Origin of the sequence: Klebsiella sp. 141153, from assembly GCF_032601995.1 — a bacterium.
In the GTDB taxonomy this organism is placed as follows: Bacteria; Pseudomonadota; Gammaproteobacteria; order Enterobacterales; family Enterobacteriaceae; genus Klebsiella; species Klebsiella aerogenes.
The window spans coordinates 163,730-184,787 of the sequence record NZ_JAQIRJ010000011.1 but is presented as its reverse complement, the minus strand read 5'-3'; the positions used below and the strand labels follow the sequence as shown (position 1 = coordinate 184,787).

The 21,058-nt window shown below is 57.5% G+C and carries 15 protein-coding genes; 3 read left to right on the top strand and 12 right to left on the bottom strand.

Translation table 11 applies throughout. The features are described 5' to 3' along the window. Positions 1-5: 5 nt before the first annotated feature. From apaG to lptD, 5 genes are all read right to left on the bottom strand, one after another. Entirely contained in the window at positions 6-383 is a 378-nt protein-coding gene (apaG, locus tag PGS10_RS20160) for a Co2+/Mg2+ efflux protein ApaG (protein ID WP_045397284.1), read from the bottom strand. Positions 384-385: 2 nt separating this feature from the next. Then, a complete protein-coding gene (gene rsmA / locus PGS10_RS20155) occupies positions 386-1,207 on the bottom strand; it encodes a 16S rRNA (adenine(1518)-N(6)/adenine(1519)-N(6))-dimethyltransferase RsmA (protein WP_015368291.1) in 822 nt (273 codons plus the stop codon). Continuing rightward, positions 1,204-2,184, bottom strand: coding sequence for a 4-hydroxythreonine-4-phosphate dehydrogenase PdxA (gene pdxA, locus PGS10_RS20150; RefSeq protein WP_047047455.1), 981 nt, complete (start codon positions 2,182-2,184; stop codon positions 1,204-1,206). The genes rsmA and pdxA overlap by 4 nt, the downstream gene beginning before the upstream one ends. 112 nt (positions 2,185-2,296) lie before the next feature. Next, on the bottom strand, positions 2,297-3,583 hold the full coding sequence (surA, locus tag PGS10_RS20145) for a peptidylprolyl isomerase SurA (protein ID WP_045397288.1): 1,287 nt from the start codon (positions 3,581-3,583) through the stop codon (positions 2,297-2,299). Positions 3,584-3,637: 54 nt separating this feature from the next. Beyond that, positions 3,638-5,983 (bottom strand): LPS assembly protein LptD, encoded by a 2,346-nt coding sequence (gene lptD, locus PGS10_RS20140; protein WP_032713339.1) that lies wholly within the window; start codon positions 5,981-5,983, stop codon positions 3,638-3,640. A 241-nt stretch (positions 5,984-6,224) separates the two neighbouring features. Here lptD and djlA point away from each other — a divergent pair, with 241 nt between their 5' ends. Beyond that, the gene (djlA, locus tag PGS10_RS20135) at positions 6,225-7,052 is read left to right on the top strand and encodes a co-chaperone DjlA (RefSeq protein ID WP_047047451.1); all 828 of its coding nucleotides are present in this window, start codon (positions 6,225-6,227) and stop codon (positions 7,050-7,052) included. 32 nt (positions 7,053-7,084) lie between these two features. On the opposite strand, the gene PGS10_RS20130 is transcribed toward djlA, so the two are convergent. Together PGS10_RS20130 and PGS10_RS20125 are read right to left on the bottom strand one after the other, a co-directional pair. Beyond that, positions 7,085-7,783: a response regulator gene (locus PGS10_RS20130; RefSeq protein ID WP_045397296.1), complete on the bottom strand. Its 699-nt coding sequence runs from the start codon at positions 7,781-7,783 to the stop codon at positions 7,085-7,087. Continuing rightward, positions 7,773-9,398 (bottom strand): ATP-binding protein, encoded by a 1,626-nt coding sequence (locus tag PGS10_RS20125; protein WP_045397299.1) that lies wholly within the window; start codon positions 9,396-9,398, stop codon positions 7,773-7,775. The genes PGS10_RS20130 and PGS10_RS20125 overlap by 11 nt, the downstream gene beginning before the upstream one ends. A gap of 474 nt (positions 9,399-9,872) precedes the next feature. Between PGS10_RS20125 and PGS10_RS20120 the strand changes: the two genes are divergently transcribed. Beyond that, entirely contained in the window at positions 9,873-11,237 is a 1,365-nt protein-coding gene (locus PGS10_RS20120) for a 2-hydroxycarboxylate transporter family protein (RefSeq protein WP_015368284.1), read from the top strand. 169 nt (positions 11,238-11,406) lie between these two features. Further along, a complete protein-coding gene (gene citX / locus PGS10_RS20115; RefSeq protein ID WP_015368283.1) occupies positions 11,407-11,946 on the top strand; it encodes a citrate lyase holo-[acyl-carrier protein] synthase in 540 nt (179 codons plus the stop codon). 62 nt (positions 11,947-12,008) lie between these two features. On the opposite strand, the gene rluA is transcribed toward citX, so the two are convergent. The 5 genes from rluA to araA form a co-directional block, all read right to left on the bottom strand. Further along, entirely contained in the window at positions 12,009-12,668 is a 660-nt protein-coding gene (gene rluA / locus PGS10_RS20110) for a bifunctional tRNA pseudouridine(32) synthase/23S rRNA pseudouridine(746) synthase RluA (protein ID WP_063413970.1), read from the bottom strand. A gap of 12 nt (positions 12,669-12,680) precedes the next feature. Beyond that, positions 12,681-15,587, bottom strand: a complete 2,907-nt coding sequence (rapA, locus tag PGS10_RS20105) for an RNA polymerase-associated protein RapA (protein ID WP_045376408.1) — start codon at positions 15,585-15,587, stop codon at positions 12,681-12,683. Positions 15,588-15,718: 131 nt separating this feature from the next. Further along, positions 15,719-18,076 (bottom strand): DNA polymerase II, encoded by a 2,358-nt coding sequence (gene polB / locus PGS10_RS20100; RefSeq protein WP_316423387.1) that lies wholly within the window; start codon positions 18,074-18,076, stop codon positions 15,719-15,721. Positions 18,077-18,613: 537 nt separating this feature from the next. Beyond that, positions 18,614-19,309, bottom strand: coding sequence for an L-ribulose-5-phosphate 4-epimerase (gene araD / locus PGS10_RS20095; RefSeq protein ID WP_047047443.1), 696 nt, complete (start codon positions 19,307-19,309; stop codon positions 18,614-18,616). Positions 19,310-19,551: 242 nt separating this feature from the next. Next, positions 19,552-21,054, bottom strand: coding sequence for an L-arabinose isomerase (gene araA, locus PGS10_RS20090; RefSeq protein WP_063447207.1), 1,503 nt, complete (start codon positions 21,052-21,054; stop codon positions 19,552-19,554). Positions 21,055-21,058 lie beyond the last annotated feature (4 nt).

Below are 21,058 nucleotides of genomic sequence, written 5' to 3'. Positions count from 1 at the left end.
TGTTTTTAATGTATAAGCGTTGGAACTGCGAGACGGAAGACAGGGATCTCGATAGTGAACGGTGCGCCGTTGCTATCAATCATCTCATAATGACCCTGCATGGTGCCCAGCGGCGTTTCGATAACCGCGCCGCTGGTGTATTGATACTCTTCGCCGGCAGGGATGTGCGGCTGTTCGCCGACCACCCCTTCACCCTGGACTTCCGTCTCGCGACCGTGTCCATTGGTGATGAGCCAGTAGCGGCCGAGAAGCTGAACCTGACTCCGCCCCAGGTTGCGAATAGTGACGGTGTAAGCGAAGACGTAGCGCTCTTCTTCCGGAGAAGATTGCGATTCGATATAGACGCTTTGCACCTGGACGCAAACACGAGGCGAATTAATCATGGTTAGCTCTCCTTCGAAGGCAGATTGTTGGATAACCAGTTGGCCATCTTACAGTACTGCTCTACAGAAATATTTTCCGCACGTACCGCCGGGTCGACGCCCAGCTCCGTCAGCACCTCAACGCTAAACAGATTGCCGAGACTATTACGGATGGTCTTACGGCGCTGGTTGAAGGCTTCAGTGGTGATACGGCTCAGCACGCGGACATCCTTCACCGGGTACGGCATGGTGCGGTGCGGCACCAGGCGCACGACGGCGGAATCCACTTTTGGCGGCGGCGTAAAGGCGGTCGGCGGGACTTCAAGTACCGGGATCACCTGGCAGTAGTACTGCGCCATTACGCTTAATCGACCATACGCTTTACTATTCGGCCCGGCAACCAGACGATTAACCACTTCCTTCTGCAGCATAAAGTGCATATCGGCAATGGCATCAGTATAGCTGAAGAGGTGGAACATCAACGGCGTTGAGATGTTGTACGGCAGGTTGCCGAAGACGCGCAGCGGCTGGCCCATTTTCTCCGACAGTTCGCCGAAGTTCATGGTCATCGCATCCTGCTGGTAAATGGTCAGCTTAGGGCCGAGGAACGGATGCGTCTGCAGGCGGGCCGCCAGATCGCGGTCCAGCTCGATAACGGTTAACTGGTCGAGGCGTTCGCCGACCGGTTCGGTCAGCGCGGCGAGACCCGGGCCGATTTCGACCATCGCCTGGCCTTTCTGAGGATTGATGGCCGAAACAATGCTGTCGATCACGAACTGATCGTTGAGAAAGTTTTGCCCGAAGCGTTTACGGGCTAAATGGCCCTGATGGACTCGATTATTCATTGGGTATTAACAATCATTTTGATGGCGAGATTAAGCGCCGTGATAAAACTGCCGACGTCCGCTTTCCCCTGACCGGCTAATTCCAGCGCGGTCCCGTGGTCAACGGAGGTACGAATAAAAGGTAAACCGAGCGTAATATTCACGCCGCGGCCAAAGCCCTGGTATTTTAGCACGGGCAGGCCCTGATCGTGGTACATCGCGAGTACCGCATCGGCATTATCGAGATATTTTGGCTGAAAAAGGGTATCCGCAGGCAGCGGACCGCTTAAATTCATGCCCTTTGCCCGCATCTCTTCCAGCACGGGAATAATGGTATCGATCTCTTCCGTCCCCATGTGGCCGCCTTCGCCGGCGTGGGGATTCAGGCCGCAAACCAGCACGTGCGGCTGAGCGATACCGAATTTATGCCGCAGATCGGCATCCAGAATGGTAATTACTTCGCGCAGCAGCTCTGGCGTAATTGCCTCGCTTATTGCTTTTAGCGGCAGATGGGTGGTGGCCAGCGCGACCCGCAGCTCTTCGGTCGCCAGCATCATCACCACTTTGCTGGCGTGAGCGCGTTCTTCAAAGAACTCGGTATGGCCGGTGAAGGCGATACCGGCGTCATTGATGTTGCCTTTGTGCACCGGCCCGGTAATCAACGCCGCGAATTCTCCCTTAAGGCAGCCATCGCAGGCGCGCGCCAGGGTTTCCACCACATAGTTGCCGTTAGCGACATTAAGCACGCCCGGCTGTACCGGCGCGTTGAGGGCAACGGGAAGTAGCGTGAGCGTGCCCGCCCGCTGCGGCTGTGGAGGAAGGGTTGGATCGTAAGGGAGGAGCGATAAAGGAAGACCGAGCTGGCGGGCTCGGTCAGTTAACAGTGCGCCATCGGCGCAGATAACCAGTTCAACCGGCCAGTCGCGCTGTGCAAGCTCGGCGACAAGATCGGGACCAATCCCCGCGGGCTCGCCGGGAGTGATAACAACACGTTGCATAGAAACGTTCCTTCGGGCCAGGGGGGCCCGGCTGCGCAGTCGACCCCAGCCGTTGCTGGGGCGACCGGTCTACCCTCCCGCTACGCTTTTAAGGCGTGGAGAGGGGAGAACTTTAGTTGCTCAGAATTTTGACGTAAGCGCTGGCGCGCTGTTCCTGCATCCAGGTTGCCGCTTCTTCAGAGAATTTGCGGTTCATCAGCATGCGGTAAGCACGATCTTTCTGCGCGGCGTCGGTTCTGTCGACGTTGCGGGTATCCATCAGTTGGATCAGGTGCCAGCCGAAGGAGGAGTGAACCGGGCCGCTGGTCTGGCCTTTGTTCAGACGCATCAGCGCATCGCGGAACGCGGGATCGAAGATATCCGGCGTCGCCCAGCCTAAGTCGCCACCCTGATTGGCGGAACCCGGATCCTGGGAAAACTCTTTCGCCGCTTTATCGAATGTGGTCTTACCGCTCTTAATGTCAGCGGCGATCTGTTCCAGTTTCGCCTGCGCCTGCGCGTCGTTCATGATCGGCGACGGCTTCAGCAGGATGTGGCGGGCATGGACTTCGGTGACGGAGATGTTCTGGCTGCCGCCGCGCATATCGTTAACTTTCAGGATATGGAAGCCGACGCCGGAACGAATCGGACCGACAACATCGCCTTTCTTCGCGGTACTCAGCGCCTGAGCGAAGATACCCGGCAGCTCCTGAATACGCCCCCAGCCCATCTGGCCGCCTTTCAGCGCCTGCTGGTCAGCAGAGTAGGTGATAGCCAGTTTGCCGAAGTTAGCGCCGTTACGGGCCTGTTCAACGACGGACTTCGCCTGCTCTTCCGCAGCCGCAACCTGATCGGAGGTCGGGTTCTCCGGCAGCGCGATCAGGATGTGGCTCAGGTTCAGCTCGGTGCTGGCATCGTTCTGATCGCCAATCTGCTTAGCCAGAGCTTCAACTTCCTGCGGCAGCACGGTGATACGGCGGCGCACTTCGTTGTTACGTACTTCCGAAATCAGCATCTCTTTACGGATCTGGTTACGGTAGGTGTTGTAGTTGATGCCTTCATAGGCCAGACGGCTACGCATCTGATCCATCGACATGTTGTTCTGTTTGGCGATGTTGGCGATGGCCTGGTCAAGCTGATCGTCGCTGACTTTCACGCCCATTTTCTGACCCATTTGCAGAACGATCTGGTCCATGATCAATCTTTCGAGGATCTGATGACGCAGGGTCGCGTCATCCGGCAGCTGCTGTCCCGCCTGACCAGCGTTGAGCTTCACCGACTGCATCAGACCATCGACGTCGCTTTCCAGAACAACGCCATTATTGACGACAGCCGCTACTTTATCGACCACCTGCGGGGCGGCGAAACTGGTATTCGCGATCATGGCGATACCGAGAAGCAGCGTTTTCCAGTTCTTCATACTTTTTCCATTTCAATTAACCGCAAATGCGGATTACGTTTTAAACCAGACGCCTTACAGCGAGCTCTGGTACGGCAAAATGTTCGAGCGCAGCATCTGCTGGGTGCCAAGACCGTAGTTGGAGCTCAGACCACGCAGTTCGATGTTGATACCGAAGGTGTTGTCGTATTTGCTCTCACCGCCGTTGTTGTTATCCCAGCCGTTGATCTTACGTTCGTAGCCAAGGCGGATAGCGTAGCAGCAAGAGTTATACTGTACCCCTAACATCTGGTTAGCCGCTTTTTTGGTATTGGTATCGAAGTAGTACGCGCCGACCACTGACCAACGATCGACAATCGGCCAGCTGGCGGTCATACCCACCTGAGAAATACCTTCTTTGTACTGCTGAGCGGTGGAATACGAAGGCAGCGTCGCCTGAATATATTCCGGACTCGCGTAACGGTAGTTCAGTTGCACTAAGCGGTTTTCGTCGCGGCGGTATTCAATGGTTCCGTTGCCGGTTGCGACGTTATCCAGACGCGTATCGTACTGGATCCCCCCGCGTAAACCCCAGTTATCGGTGATACGCCAGTAAGTATCGCCGGCCCAGACCAGTGAACCCGTGGTGTCGTTATTCTCCCAGTTGATGTTGTCCGCACCGGTGCGAGACTCGGTGAAATAGTAGATTTGACCAACGGAAATATTAAAACGTTCAACGGCCGCGTCATCATATACGCGAGATGTGACGCCGGTGGTGACCTGGTTGGCTGACGCGATACGGTCAAGGCCGCTGTAGGAGCGGTCGCGGAACAGGCCGCTATAGTCGGACTGCAGCAGTGTCGAGTCGTAGACGCCAATGTGGCTCTGGTCGCGATACGGGATGTACAGGTACTGCATGCGCGGTTCCAGGGTCTGGGTATACCCTTCCTGCATATCGCGTTCGAAGACCATTTTGCCGTCGATTTTGAATTGCGGCATCACGCGGTTAACCGAATCTTTGTAATCGGTACCGTTAGCGGTGTTGTACTGATCGAGATTACTCTGCTGATAGTGGGTCGCCAGCAGCTTCGCCTCGGTATTGATGCTTCCCCAGCCGTTAGACAGCGGCAGGTTGATCGTCGGCTCCATGTGCAGGCGCGTTGCTTCTGGCATATCGCCGTTGGTGTTGACGAAGTGCACCGCCTGCGCATACAGATGAGTATCGAACGGACCGACGTCATTCTGGTAGGCGTTAATATCGAGCTGAGGCTCAGCAGCGTAGGAGTTGCTTGAGCTACGGTCGAAGACCTGGAACTGCTTGGTCGACACGGTGGCGTCAAAGTTCTGGTTAACGTAACCGGCGCTGAATTTCTGCGTCGCGTAGCCGTCGGTACTGGAACCGTACTTAGAGCTAAAGTCGTTAAAGTAATCCGGGTCGCTGACTTTGGTGTAGTCGGCGTTCAGACGCCACACCTGATCGATAACCGCGTTGTGGTTCCAGTAGAACATCCAGCGGCGGCTATTGCTGTCGTTGGAGTGATCGTCTTCGTACACTTTATCGGAAGGCAGGTAATCGAATTCGAATAAACCTGCGCCCGCCTGGGTCAGATAACGGAATTCGTTTTCCCACATTACGCCGCCGCGTTTATTCATATAGTGCGGCGTAATGGTGGCGTCGAAGTTCGGCGCGATATTCCAGTAATAGGGCAGCGAGAACTCAACGCCATTTTTAGTGCTGTATTTGGCGTTGGGGATCAGGAAGCCGGAGCGGCGCTTATCGCCGACCGGCAGCTGCAGATATGGGCTATAAAAAATAGGGACGGAACCCAGCTTAAAGCGCGCGTTCCAGATTTCGGCAACCTGCTCTTCGCGGTCATGGATAACTTCGCTGCCGACGACGCTCCAGGTATCAGAACCCGGCAGACAGGAGGTGAAGCTGCCGTTTTCCAGAATGGTATAGCGGTTTTCGCCGCGCTGCTTCATCAGGTCGGCGGTACCGCGCCCCTGACGGCCAACCATCTGATAGTCGCCTTTCCAGACGTTAGTATCTTTGGTGTTCAGGTTCGACCACGCCTTCGGCCCCTTCAGAATAACCTGGTTATCGTCATAATGAACGTTGCCAAGCGCATCAACGGTACGCACCGGCTGCGGTTGGCCCGCCGGCTGCTGCTGATGCAACTGCACCTCGTCGGCCTGCAGGCGACTATTCCCCTGATTAATATCAACGTTGCCGGTAAACACGGCATTATCGGGGTAGTTGCCTTTCGCATGATCGGCGTCAATCGTTACCGGTTGATCGTTAGGCTTTCCTTCAACGAGAGGACGATTATAGCTTGGCACGCCAAGCATACATTGCGTGGCGAGATCGGCGGCCATGCCCTGTTGGCTATACAAGGCGCTGGCGATCATGGTGGCCAGGAGGCTGGGGATACGTTTTTTCATACGTTTTATTTGTTGTTCCGTCATCTTGTGGCAGCGGCTTGCAAACGGTCAGAGCCTAACGTACTCATCTTAATCGCGCTAGTCTTAATCCGCTCGTTTCGTTTCTGAGCGTTAGGCACCGTGTAGAATGGCGAGTATGATAAAGCAAATTATAGGCGATGTCCCACATGACCGTGGCGTCAACGCTTGGTAACGTGCGGTCAGATATAGCTTAACTGGTAGCAGAAAGATTGGGGAGTCTATGCAGTATTTGGGTAAAGTGATTGGTGTCGCGGTTGCATTATTGATGGGCGGCGGCTTCTGGGGCGTGGTGCTTGGCTTTTTAGTCGGACATATGTTTGACCGGGCCCGTAGCCGTCGGCTGAATTTATTTGCCAACCAGCAGGAGCGGCAGTCGCTGTTCTTTTCCACCACTTTTGAAGTGATGGGGCATCTGACTAAATCTAAAGGGCGCGTGACGGAAGCCGATATTCATGTGGCGAATGTGCTGATGGATCGTATGAACCTGCACGGCGAGTCGCGCACCGCGGCGCAGCAGGCATTTCGCGCCGGCAAGGCCGATAATTACCCGCTGCGCGAGAAAATGCGTCAACTGCGCAGCGTCTGTTTCGGTCGCTTCGATTTAATTAGGATGTTTCTGGAAATTCAGCTGCAGGCAGCCTTCGCCGACGGCGAATTACATCCCAATGAACGCGAAGTGTTGTTTGTTATCGCCGACGAGCTTGGTATCTCGCGCGCGCAGTTTGAGCAGTTCCTGCGCATGATGCAGGGCGGCGCGCAGTTCGGCGGCGGCTCGCAGCAGCAATCCTATGGTCAGCGCGGCGGCAATGGCGGCTGGCAGCAGGCACAGCGCGGTCCGACGCTTGAAGACGCTTGTAACGTTCTCGGCGTCAAGCCGACCGATGATGCCGCCACCGTCAAACGCGCTTACCGTAAACTAATGAGCGAACATCACCCGGACAAGCTGGTGGCCAAAGGGCTGCCGCCGGAGATGATGGAAATGGCGAAACAGAAAGCGCAGGAAATCCAGAAAGCCTGGGAGCTCATCAAAGAGCAGCGCGGCTTCTGAATCCCGAAAGGCTTCTCCTGCGGGGAGAAGCCTTAGTTCGCGCCCTGCGCGCGGCGATACATCCGCCGCGGGTGGCCAATCTTTCCGTACAGCATTTCCACTTCCAGAAAACTCACTTCTACGCAATGCTCGAGATAACGACGGGCAGTGGTCTTGCTCAGCCCGGTTTCGCTGACCACTTCGTCAACCGAAAAACAGTGCGTTTCGCGGCCATGAAATAAATTTTGTACCAGCGCCAGGGTCTTTTCTTCGATGCCCTTGCTGCCGTTATCGGCGCGAAAATTTTTAGCCTGCAGCTGATACAGAGAATCAACGTTTTGCTGATCGACGATTTTCCATTCCCGCTGCTGATCGTAAAACTGAATAAAGCGCTCCAGCGACTGGCTCAGCCGTTTCCACGAAACCGGCTTGAGAATGTAGTCGAAGGCGCCGTTGCGTATCGCCTGGCTGCAGGTTTCCATATCGCTGGCGGCGGTGATGAAAATGACCGAGCAATTGGCATTGGCCAGAATCGGGTCGGTCATCAGAGTAACGCCTTTGCCGTCCGGCAGATAATTATCCAGCAGGACCAGCTGCGGCGGTCTGGCGTTGAGCATCTGCCGCGCCTGGGAAAGCGAGGCGGCCATTCCCGCCAGCCGCATGCGCGGGTGTTTCTGTATCAGCTCGGCGTGCAGGCGGGCCAGCTCGTTTTCATCTTCGATGATCAGCACATCGACCAGATCATGATGCATCGTTGGCCTCCGGTTGCGGATGGGCTGGCGGGTCGGCGGGAATAAACAGGGTAAATATCGTTCCGCGCGGCGCGTTATCGGCAACCTCAATCGTGCCGCCAGCCTGAGTCACATAATGTTCAATAAGATACAGACCAATACCGTGATCGCCACGGGTTTTTGTCGTCACCCCGCGCTCAAAAATACGTTCGCGGATATCCGGGCGAATTCCGACGCCGCGATCGGCCACCTCAATCATCAGCTCGCGGGCGTTGAGTTGAATCAGTACCTCGACCGGCTCGTGAGGTAGTTCAGCGCGCTGCGTCGCTTCAATGGCGTTATCCAGCAGGTTGCCGATGATCGAGATAAGTTCCGACTCCATCAGCGACGACAGCGGGCGATCGATACGACAGGCCGGATCAAAGCTCAGTTCAACGCCTTTTTCATAAGCGCGGGTGGCTTTACCCAGCAGCAGGCCGCATAGCGTCGGCGAGCGGAAGCGCGAGGAGATGAAGTCCAGCAGCTCCTGGGCATGTTCCGATTGCGCCTGTATATAGCGAATAGCTTCGTCGTAGTGGCCCATATGCAGCAGGCCGGAGAGCGTGGTCATGCGGTTGAGCTGCTCGTGGCGCATAATGCGCAGGTTATCGACATAGCGTTTCACCTGGCTGAGCTGGGCGGTGAGGGCGTTAATTTCATCGCGGTCACGGAAGGTGATCACCCAGCCCTGCAGCGAGTTTTCCAGCATGATGCGCACCCGGCTGGCGAGTACCGTCAGCTGGTTGAAGCGACACAGTTCATCGTGCGTATCGTTCGCCAGCATCGCGCCGCTGGCGAAGAACGGCTGCGGCGCGATCACGCTATCAATCGATTTGCCGCGCAGCAGATGCGCGGGCTGCTTAAGCCCCAGCAGGCTGCGGGCGGCGTGGTTAATCACCTCAATCCGTCGCTGGCTGTCGATAACGATAACCCCTTCGAAAATCGATTCCATCATCGCTTTTTGCTGGCGAACCAGCAGGCCAATTTCGCGCGGCTCCAGCGAAAAAATCTGCTTTTTAATACTGCGGGTAAAATACCAGGAGAAGATAAACAGGGCGATCAGCAACAGGATGGCGGCGACAAAAATATTCACTACCTTTTGCACGGTGATGCTGTCGAGATAGCTGGTCAGATAGCCGACGGAGACGATGCCGATCACCCGCCCGTTGTCGTCGACAATGGGCGTTTTACTGCGTAGCGAGATGCCCAAACCGCCTTTACGGATGGTAGTGATAGTTTTGCCTTCCAGCACCGCCTGGTTATCGCCGCCCACTAAGCGGGTGCCGACCCATTCCGGGTGCACGGAATGAAACAGATGTACGCCTTTATCATCGCCGATGACGATAAAGCTGGCATCGCTGTGGGCGGCGATTTGCCTCATGAAGGCGCCGATAGCCTGCGGGTCGTGCAGACTGACCTGCTGGCGTAGATTGGGCATCAGCGCAATCTCTTCGGCCTGAATTTTCGCCCTGGCGCTCATTTCCTGATACAGCTGGCGGCTGGCGTCGAGATAATAATAAACGCCAAGCAGAGCGAATAAGATGGAGAAAAAGGCCACCAGGGAGATGAACAGCTTAAATTGAAATGAAACTTTCATAGTTATGCGCACAGTATTTGAGATTCGGCAACGATATCGTCAGCGGCCAGAAGGACAATTTATCTACTGGCGCCTATTTATAAAGGGTAATTATCCGGTTAATAAAAAAACCATAAAAACCACGTTTAGAAATCAGATATGTATCACGCTGATTAATATACCCGTCATACTTCAAGTTGCATGGGCGTTGGCAATAACTCGGCCCATCCCTGGGCCTCGCCCTTACGGGCGCAGTGAACTGCGTTCAAATTCGTTCCTGACGAATTTGTCCTCACTCACCCCAGTCACTTACTGGAGTAAGCTCCTGGGGATTCCCTGCGTCGCCGCCTTCCTGCAACTCGAATTATTTAGGGTATAGAAACCATAAAAACCATAATGACCATTAAAACTTCTTTTTTAATCTGCCTTTTCTCACATTAACGCCGCGCCAGCCCCTCTACCCTGAACAGGAATAATAACTACAGGGCTGAATTTATGAGCACCACAGACAACGCATTCTCTGCAACCCTTGAACCTATTAACAAACCGAAAGCCTCGTTGAAGCAGCGCTGGTGGCACGTGATGGATAGCTGGAAAGTGGGGATTATCCCGCTGCCGCTATTTTTGCTGGCCGGTGGTCTTATCGCGCTGGACTGCCTCGGCGGCAAGCTGCCGAGCGATATCGTGGTGATGGTGGCGACGCTGGCCTTCTTCGGTTTTGCCTGCGGCGAGTTCGGCAAGCGTCTGCCGGTACTCGGTAAGCTTGGCGCGGCGGCGATTTGCGCCACCTTTATTCCTTCGGCGCTGGTCCATTACGGCCTGCTGCCGGATGTGGTGGTTGAATCCACCACCAAATTCTATAAATCGACCAATATTCTTTATCTCTACATCTGCTGCATTATCGTTGGCAGCATTATGAGCATGAACCGCACCACGCTGATTCAGGGGTTCCTTAAGATCTTCCTGCCGATGCTGTGCGGCGAAGTTGTCGGCATGCTGGTAGGCGTCGGCGTGGGTAGCCTGTTGGGAATGGATCCGTTCCAGGTCTTCTTCTTTATCGTGTTGCCGATTATGGCCGGCGGCGTGGGCGAAGGGGCGATCCCGCTGTCGATTGGCTATGCGGCGCTGATGCATATGGATCAGGGGGTTGCGCTGGGACGCGTGCTGCCGATGGTGATGCTGGGCAGCCTGACGGCGATCGTCATTGCCGGCTGTCTGAACCAGCTTGGCAAACGCTTCCCGCATCTGACCGGCGAAGGCCAGCTAATGCCGAACCGCAGTAATGAAACCCGCAGCCTGAGCGAAAGCGAAGGATTTGGCGGTAAAACTGATGTGGCGACGCTGGCCTCCGGCGCGCTGCTGGCGGTGCTGCTGTATATGATGGGCATGCTCGGACATAAATTGATTGGCCTGCCGGCGCCGGTTGGCATGCTGTTCCTCGCGGTGCTGCTGAAGCTGGCGAATGTGGTTTCGCCGCGCCTGCAGGAGGGCTCGCAGGTGGTGTATAAATTCTTCCGCACCGCGGTGACTTATCCGATTCTGTTTGCCGTCGGCGTGGCGATTACCCCGTGGCAGGAGCTGGTAAATGCCTTCACGCTCACCAACCTGCTGGTTATTGTCTGCACCGTCTCGGCGCTGGTGGCCACCGGGTTCTTCGTCGGTAAAAAAATGGGGATGCATCCGGTCGACGTGGCGATTGTCTCCTGTTGCCAGAGCGGGCAGGGCGGTACCGGCGACGTCGCCATCCTGACTTCCGGCAACCGTATGAACCTGATGCCGTTTGCTCAGATAGCTACCCGTATCGGCGGCGCGATTAATGTGTCGTTAGGGCTGCTGTTCTTAAGTCATTTCTTATCGTGATTTAGTTCTGCGCTAACAGCAAAAACTGCCATTTCCCTCCGCAGGACGAAGAAAATTTCTTTGTCCTGCGTCCTAAATTCTGTGCGATTAGCGATACAATAGGCGGCGTTATCCGCGATAGCGACGGCAGCCCCGAGCTGCCTTTTTGATCATTAAAGGAGAGGAAAGAATGTCAGTGCATACTCCCGCCCGGGCGGGCGTCAGCATGGAAAATCTGCTGGCGGCGAAAGAGCAGCGCGCAGCCCGTCAACAAGACTGGCTCAACCATTATCAACAACCGGTCATTTCTCTCACTCTGGTAACGCCAGGGGCGGTAAAAGACAGTATTCGCTATCGCAATATGATGGGTGTTGCGCTGCAGGCCTGTGACCAACTTTTGTGGCAGCAGCGTTGGAAAACGCTCGACCGCCAGGTGTTGTGGCTCCCTACCGGCCCGGAAGCGATGTGGTGCGTTGAGCACTCCGCGGAAGAGATCAAAGCGCTATGCAGCGAACTGGAACAGAATCATCCGCTGGGACGTCTGTGGGATATCGACGTCATTTGTCCGCAAGCGGGGCTGATTAGCCGCCAGGCGCAGGGTGAAGCGATGCGCCGCTGCCTGCTGTGCGATGAGCCGGCCCACGCCTGCGCGCGCAGCCGTCGTCACGACACCGGGCTGGTGGTCGCTCGCGTTGAGCAGATGATCGATGCGTGGTTCGCCCGCGATTAATCGCGTCTGCGTTAGAGATTTCCCCGGCGGCGTAGCGCAACCGGGGGCGTCCGGGTAATGACTTAAAAGTCGATCGGCGCGCGGAAGGTCATCGCGTTGCCGTAGGCGGGATGAGTGATGGTTAACGTTTCGGCATGCAGTAGCAGGCGCGGGGCCATCGCCAGCGCCTCCGGCGTGGCGTAAAAGCGGTCGCCGAGGATCGGATGCCCTAACGCCAGCATATGCACGCGAAGCTGATGCGAGCGCCCGGTAATCGGCTTCAGGCGCACGCGGGCGGTGTTGTCCTCCGCGTACTCCAGCACTTCATATTCGGTTTGCGCCGCTTTGCCGGTTTCATAACACACCTTCTGCTTTGGCCGGTTCGGCCAGTCGCAAATCAGCGGTAAATCCACCAGACCTTCCGCAGGCTGCGGATGGCCCCAGACGCGGGCGATGTACTGCTTCTTCGGCTCGCGCTCGCGGAACTGACGCTTCAGTTCACGCTCGGCGGCCTTATTCAGCGCCACCACAATCACGCCGCTGGTGGCCATATCCAGGCGATGCACCGATTCGGCCTGCGGGAAATCGCGCTGGATACGCGTCATCACGCTATCCTTATGCTCTTCCAGCCTGCCGGGCACGGACAACAAGCCGCTCGGCTTGTTGACCACCATAATGTGCTCATCCTGATACAGAATCACCAGCCAGGGATCCTGCGGCGGATTGTAGTTTTCCATCGCCATTTTCGCGTTCCGTTACTGGTGAGTGACGACGATCAGACGCAGCGCGTCCAGACGCCATCCGGCCTGCGCCAGCGCATCCATCACCTGCTGGCGGTTGCTTTCGATCGCCGCCAGTTCGTCGTCACGGATGTTCGGGTTCACCGCCTTCAGCGCTTCGAGACGCGACAGTTCCGCCGTCAGTTTATCATCGGCTTCGTTACGCGCCGCGTCGATCAGCGCCTGCGCCGCTTTGGCGATCTGCGCTTCGCCCTGTTGCAGAATCGCGTGAACGTCCTGCTGCACCGCATTGACCAGCTTGCTACCAGTGTGGCGGTTGACCGCGCTCAACTGGCGGTTGAAGCTTTCGAACTCCACCTGCGCGGCGAGGTTGTTGCCGTTTTTATCCAGCAGCATGCGAACCGGGGTCGCCGGCAGGAAGCGGTTAAGCTGTAATTGCTTCGGCGCCTGCGCTTCGACGACGTAGATCAGCTCCAGCAGCAGCGTGCCGACCGGCAGCGCCTTGTTCTTCAGCAGCGAAATCGTGCTGCTGCCGGTATCGCCGGAGAGGATCAGATCCAGACCGTTGCGAATCAGCGGGTGTTCCCAGGTGATGAACTGCGCGTCTTCACGCGACAGCGCCACGTCACGCTCGAAGGTGATGGTGCAGCCATCTTCCGGCAGGCCCGGGAAATCCGGCACCAGCATATGATCGGACGGGGTCAGGACGATCAGGTTTTCGCCGCGGTCATCCTGGTTGATGCCGACGATATCGAACAGGTTCATCGAGAAGGCTATCAGGCTGGTATCGTCATCCTGCTCTTCGATGCTCTCAGCCAGAGCCTGCGCTTTTTCGCCGCCGTTGGAGTGGATCTCCAGCAGACGGTCGCGGCCCTGTTCCAGCTGCGCTTTCAGCGCTTCATGCTGCTGGCGGCAGGATTTGATCAGATCGTCGAAGCCATCGGTGGATTCCGGCGCGGCAAGGTAGTTAATCAGGTCGTCGTGAACGCTATCGTAGACGGTACGGCCGGTCGGGCAGGTATGTTCGAAGGCATCGAGGCCTTCGTGATACCAGCGCACCAGCACCGACTGCGCGGTTTTCTCCAGATACGGCACGTGGATCTGGATATCGTGCGCCTGGCCGATACGGTCGAGACGGCCGATACGCTGCTCCAGCAGATCCGGGTTAAACGGCAGGTCGAACATCACCAGGTTGCTGGCGAACTGGAAGTTACGCCCTTCGGAGCCGATTTCGGAACACAGCAGCACCTGCGCGCCGGTGTCTTCTTCGGCAAACCACGCTGCGGCGCGGTCGCGTTCGATAATCGACATGCCTTCATGGAATACCGCGGCGCGAATACCTTCGCGCTCGCGCAGCACCTGCTCCAGCTGCAGCGCGGTGGCGGCTTTGGCGCAAATCACCAGCACCTTCTGCGAGCGATGGCTGGTCAGGTAGCCCATCAGCCATTCGACGCGCGGGTCGAAGTTCCACCAGGTGCCGGTATCGCCTTCAAATTCCTGATAGATCTGCTCCGGATAGAGCATGTCGCGCGCGCGCTCTTCCGCGGTTTTGCGTGCGCCCATAATACCGGAGACCTTGATAGCCGTCTGGTACTGGGTCGGCAGCGGCAGGCGAATAGTGTGCAGCTCGCGTTTCGGGAAACCTTTCACGCCGTTACGGGTGTTACGGAACAGCACCCGGCTGGTGCCGTGGCGGTCCATCAGCATTGAAACCAGCTCCTGGCGCGCGGCCTGAGCATCTTCACGATCGCTGTTAGCGGCCTGCAGCAGCGGCTCGATATCCTGTTCGCCAATCAGATCGCCAAGGGTGTTGAGCTCATTATCGTTGAGCTTGTTGCCTGCCAGCAGCAGGGCGACGGCGTCGGCGACCGGGCGATAGTTTTGCTGTTCTTCAACAAACTGTTCAAAATCGTGGAAGCGGTTTGGATCCAGCAGACGCAGGCGCGCAAAGTGGCTCTCCATGCCCAGCTGTTCCGGCGTCGCGGTCAGCAACAGTATCCCCGGCACGCGTTCGGCGAGCTGTTCAATGGCCTGATATTCACGGCTCGGCGCCTCTTCGCTCCACACCAGGTGGTGCGCTTCATCGACCACCATCAGGTCCCATTCGGCGTCGCACAGGTGCTCCAGGCGCTGCTTGCTGCGGCGCACGAAGTCTAAGGAGCAGATAACCAGCTGTTCGGTTTCGAACGGGTTGTAGGCGTCGTGCTGCGCTTCGGCGTAGCGTTCGTCGTCGAAGAGCGAGAAACGCAGGTTGAAGCGGCGCAGCATTTCCACCAGCCACTGGTGCTGGAGGGTTTCCGGGACCACGATCAGCACGCGCTCGGCGGCGCCGGAGAGCAGCTGCTGGTGCAGGATCATCCCGGCTTCGATGGTTTTACCTAAGCCCACTTCATCGGCCAGCAGAACGCGCGGCGCGTGACGACGGCCCACGTCGTGGGCGATGTTCAACTGATGCGGGATCAGGCTGGTGCGCTGGCCGCGCAGGCCGCTCCACGGCATGCGGTACTGTTCGCTCTGGAACTTACGCGCGCGGTAGCGCAGGGCAAAGCGGTCCATCCGGTCGATTTGCCCCGCGAACAGGCGGTCCTGCGGCTTGCTGAAGGCCAGCTTGCTGTCGAGCAGGACTTCGCGCAGGGTAACATGTTCTTCTTGCGTATCCAGGCGGGTGCCGGTGTAGGACAGCAGCCCATTCTCTTCATTTACTTCGTCAACGTGGAGCTGCCAGCCTTCGTGGCTGGTAATGGTATCACCCGGGTTAAACATCACGCGGGTAATTGGGGAATCGTTGCGAGAGTACAGACGGTTTTCGCCGATGGCGGGGAAAAGGAGAGTGACCATGCGCGCATCCAGCGCTACCACTGTCCCTAGTCCTAGTTCGCTCTCTGTATCGCTAATCCAGCGTTGACCAAGTGTAAAAGGCATATGTGTTCGGCTCTTTGTTCTTTAATTGCAGGCAATAGTGCATCCTCAGCATAGTTATGCTGAGGAATCAAAATTGGGTCCAGGAATGGAAAGGGCGCTATGGTACTGGATGCCGAGGTGTTAGTCACCTGTCAAAATAGCCCCAGTTGCCCTGTCACTATTGTAGCAAAGTCGTCGTTGACGAAGGGAAGGATTCCTTCCGCCACCGGCTGCAATTGCTTTGACAGATAGTGATCGTAATCGAGCGGCGACTGCTGGTAATCCACCGGCTCCGGGCCGCCGGTAGTCCAGACGTATTTAATGGTGCCGCGCTGCTGATACTGCTGCGCCCGCCCAAGCTTCGCGTTGTGTTCATCGGCAAGCCTCGCGGCGCGCACGTGCGGCGGCACGTTACGCTGGTACTCCGCCAGCGGTCGGCGCAGGCGCTTGCGATAAACCAGCTGCTCGTCGAGCTCGCCGTTCATTAGTCTTGCGATAGTCTCCCGTACATAATCCTGATACGGCTGATGGCGGAAGATGCGCAGATACAGCTCCTGTTGAAACTGCTGGGCCAGCGGCGTCCAGTCGGTGCGTACCGTCTCCAGCCCCTTGAACACCATGCGCTGGGCATCGCCCTCCTGAATCATTCCGGCATAACGCTTTTTACTGCCGGTATCGGCGCCGCGGATCGTCGGCATTAAAAAGCGGCAAAAGTGGGTTTCATATTCCAGCTCCAGCGCGCTGGTCAGCTGGCTTTTGCCCAGTTCCTGCGCCCACCAGTCGTTAACATAGGCAACAAGTTTGCGGCCGATTTCCGCCGCCTGCGCTTCGCTATGCGGGCGTTTGAGCCAGACGAAGGTGGAGTCGGTATCGCCATAGATAACGTCATAGCCCTGGGCTTCAATCAGCGCTTTGGTCTGGCGCATGATCGCGTGGCCGCGCATGGTGATCGACGACGCCAGCCGTGGATCGAAAAAGCGGCAGGCGCTGGTCCCCAGCACGCCGTAAAAGGCGTTCATGATGATCTTCAGCGCCTGCGACAGCGGCTTATTATGCTGACGCTTAGCTTCATCGCGGCCGTGCCAGATCTGCCCGACGATGCCTGGCAGGCAGTGCTTTTCGCGCGAGAAGCGGGCGCCGAGAAACCCTTCGGTGCTGTGGCGGTCATCGGGCTGTGCCAGCCCTTCAACCAGACCGACCGGATCGATTAAAAAGGTGCGGATGATCGACGGATACAGGCTTTTGTAGTCCAGCACCAGCACTGAGTCATACAGGCCGGGGCGGGAGTCCATGACGTAGCCGCCGGGACTGGCCTGCGGGGGAACTTCGCCGAGATTCGGCGCCACGTAGCCCAGCCGGTGCATGCGCGGGAAATAGAGATGGCTGAAGGCGGCGACCGATCCGCCGTGGCGATCGGCGGGCAGGCCGTTGACCGTCGCCCGTTCGAGCAGAAACGGCATGATCTCTGTCTTATGAAAGATCCGCGTCACCAGCTCGCAATCCTGTAGGTTATAGGTGGCCAGCGCCGGTTTATCTTCATGGAAACGGCGATCGATTTCGTCCATCCGATCCCACGGGTTGTCGATAGCTTTACCTTCGCCGAGCAGTTCGCGGGCGACGGCCTCGAGTGAAAATGAGGAGAAGTTCCAGAACGCCGATTTTAGCGCTTCAATGCCGTCGATAATCAGCCGGCCGTTGGCCTGGGCGAAAAAGACGCCGTTCTTAAAACCGTGCTCGCGCCACTCCAGCTCGCTATTGCCGCGGCCGAGCTGCAGCGGGATGCGGTAGCGCTCGGCGTGTTTTTGCAGGACCCGCAGATCGAACTGCACCACGTTCCAGCCGATCAGCACGTCGGGATCGTGTTCGGCAAACCAGGCGTTGAGCTTTTCCAGCAACAGCGGGCGGCTTGCGACATAGACCAGGCTGAAGCCCACATCCGGCGGCGTAGCGGGCTCGGGGCCTAACATGTAGACCACCCGCTGGCCGCAGCCTTCCAGGCCGATGCAGTAGAGCTCGCCGTGGCGGCTGGTTTCGATATCCAACGAGACCCATTTCAGCGGCGGGCGGTAATCCGGATTAGGTTTCATGCGCGCGTTAACCAGCTGCGAACCGCGCGTTTCGCCTTCCACCCACACCGGGGCGGTGATAAAGCGCTCCATCAGGTAGCGCTCCGGCGGGCGGATATCGCCTTCGTAAACGGTGACGCCGTTTTCACGCAGCTTTTTTTCCAGCCGCATCAGCTGGCGATGGGCGCGGCAGTACAGGCCGAAAACCGGCTGGCGGTGGAAATCTTTTAACGCAAGCGGGGCCAGGCGATAGCCGTTTTCACCTTGCAATAGGCTTTCAGCCTGCTGCCGCTGCGCTTCGGGGATAAACGCGACGGATTCCTGCGGCGGCAGCGTGACCTGCAGCGGGCCGTTATCGGTCGCCAGCCAGAAGGCCAGTTCCGTTCCCTGCGGGGTATCCCGCCAGTGACGGGTGAGTAAAAATCCTGCTTGCGGCTGCGTCACGCGTGCTCTCAACGATAAAAAACCAGGCCTGATTATAGCCTGGTTTCACGATAGGTGCTGGGGTTTTATACAGGCATTCAGCGCCGCGGTTGCCCCGGATTTCTGCTTGCGCCTCATCCGGGCTACGGTTCGTGCCATTGTGAGCTTAAGGTCTCTACCTTGTACCTGTGGCTACTGAAACTGCCGGTGTTGGTGGCCTCAAAATCGCTGAGACGTTCCCGGAAGGCCGGGGCAGCCCGCATGGATGCGGGCTGAGGGCCGTGATTTGCAAGGACGCTGCCTCGGCCCGACCCGAAGCCTGCAGGGATAAGTCGAAGGCACCACGAAGTGGCGATTTTGGCGGCCAGAGCCGGGGAGTACAGAGGGCGGCGGCGACTGGCCGCCCTCTGTGCGCTCCCTGCGCCATGAGAGACATAACGCAGAAAAATTAATCGGGAGCGCAATATGCTCGGAATTAACACAAAACACACGTTTTTCCCGGACCAAAACAGTTGTAAACCGACAACAGTTTCTACAACTTGGCCCAACCAGCGGCCGTTACTGGCCGTAGTAGGCTTTGGCCCCGTGTTTACGCAGATAGTGTTTATCGAGCAGCGTCTGCTGCATAGCAGGCAGTTGCGGCGCCAGCTGGCGGCAGAAAATTCCCATATAGGCGATCTCCTCCAGCACGATGGCATTATGCACCGCGTCTTCGGCATTTTTTCCCCAGGCGAACGGGCCGTGGGAATGCACCAGCACGCCGGGCATTTGCGCCGGGTCGATGCCCTGCTGACGGAAGGTTTCGACAATCACGTTGCCGGTTTCCCACTCATATTCGCCGTTGATCTCCGCATCGGTCATCAACCGGGTGCAGGGGACCGGGCCATAAAAATAGTCAGCGTGGGTGGTGCCGGTCGCCGGGATAGATTGCCCGGCCTGCGCCCAGATGGTGGCGTGGCGCGAATGGGTATGCACAATCCCGCCAAGCGTCGGGAATGCCTGATACAGCAGGCGATGGGTCGGCGTATCGGAAGAGGGCTTCTTGTTGCCTTCCACCACTTCACCGGTCTCCAGACTGACGACGACCATGTCGTTAGCGGTCATCACTGCGTAATCCACGCCGGAGGGTTTAATAACCAATACCCCTTTGTCACGATCGACGGCGCTGACGTTGCCCCAGGTTAAGGTCACCAGATTATGCTGCGGTAGCGCTAAGTTGGCCTCCAGCACCTGGCGTTTGAGATCTTCTAACATAGTGTGCTCCGAATAGCAGGTGAGTTGGGTTCCCCTCACCCCGACCCTCTCCCAAAGGGAGAGGGAGAAAGATGACACCGCGCCGGTTGGTTCCTTCTCCCCACTCCTCTCCCAAAGGGAGGGGGAAGGTGACACCGCGCCGGGTCGGTTCCTTCTCCCAAAGGGAGTGGGATAAAGGCGACACCGCGCTCGTTCGGTTCCCTCTCCCCGCTGGGGAGAGGGTTAGGGTGAGGGGCGGCCTCTTAGCGTTTTGAACCGTAATAGACTTCATTCCAGCGCAGCGCGTCTTTGAACGACGGCAGGCGGGTATCGTTGTCGATGACGGTCAGCTCAATATCCTGCAGCTCGGCAAACTGGCGCATATCGTCGAGGGTTAGCGCATGGCTGAAGACGGTATGGTGCGCGCCGCCGGCGATGATCCAGGCTTCCGACGCGGTACGCAGATCCGGCTGTGCCTGCCACAGCGCGTTGGCCACCGGCAGCTTCGGCAGATCGTGCGGCGTCGCGACGGTTTCGATGGTGTTGACCAGCAGGCGGAAGCGATCGCCTAAATCAATCAGGCTGGCGACGATCGCCGGGCCGGTTTGGGTGTTGAAGATCAGACGCGCCGGATCGGCCTTACCGCCAATTCCCAGCGGCTGGACGTCGAGGATCGGTTTCTCGGCGGTAGCGATAGTCGGGCACACTTCCAGCATGTGCGAGCCCAGCACCAGATCGTTGCCGTTGTCGAAGTGATAGGTGTAATCCTCCATAAAAGAGGTGCCGCCCTGCAGACCGGTCGACATCACTTTCATGATGCGTAGCAGAGCGGCGGTTTTCCAGTCGCCTTCGCCGGCAAAGCCATAACCCTGCTGCATCAGGCGCTGTACGGCGAGACCCGGCAGCTGCTTCAGGCCGTGAAGGTCTTCAAAGGTGGTGGTAAAGGCGTGGAAACCGCCTTGCTCAAGGAAGCGCCTCATCCCCAGTTCGATGCGCGCGGCGTCCAGTACGTTCTGGCGTTTATCGCCGTGCACCTGCGCCGCTGGCGTCAGGCGGTAGCTGCTTTCATACTCATCGACCAGCGCGTTGATATCGCCGTCGCTGATGCTATTCACCACCTGCACCAGATCGCCGACCGCCCAGGTGTTGACCGAGAAGCCGAACTTAATCTGCGCCGCCACTTTATCGCCATCGGTTACCGCCACTTCGCGCATGTTATCGCCGAAGCGGCACACTTTCAGATGACGGGTATCCTGCTTCGAAACCGCCTGACGCATCCACGCGCCGATGCGCTGGTGCGCTTCTTTATCCTGCCAGTGGCCGGTGACGACGCTGTGCTGCTGGCGCATGCGCGCGCCGATAAAGCCGAATTCGCGGCCGCCGTGCGCGGTCTGGTTGAGGTTCATAAAGTCCATATCAATGCTGTCCCACGGCAGGGAGGCGTTGAATTGGGTATGGAATTGCAGCAGAGGCTTGTTGAGGAGCGTCAGGCCGTTAATCCACATTTTCGCCGGTGAGAAGGTATGCAGCCAGACCACTAATCCGGCGCATTTATCATCGTAGTTGGCGTCGCGGCAAATATGCGTGATTTCATCCGGCGTGGTGCCGAGCGGTTTCAGCACCAGCTTGCACGGCAGTTTTGCTTCCGCATTCAGGCTATTCACCACATGTTCGGCATGTTTCGTCACCTGGCGTAGGGTCTCCTGGCCATACAGGTGCTGGCTGCCAATTACGAACCACACTTCATAGTTATCAAAAATCGTCATTTTC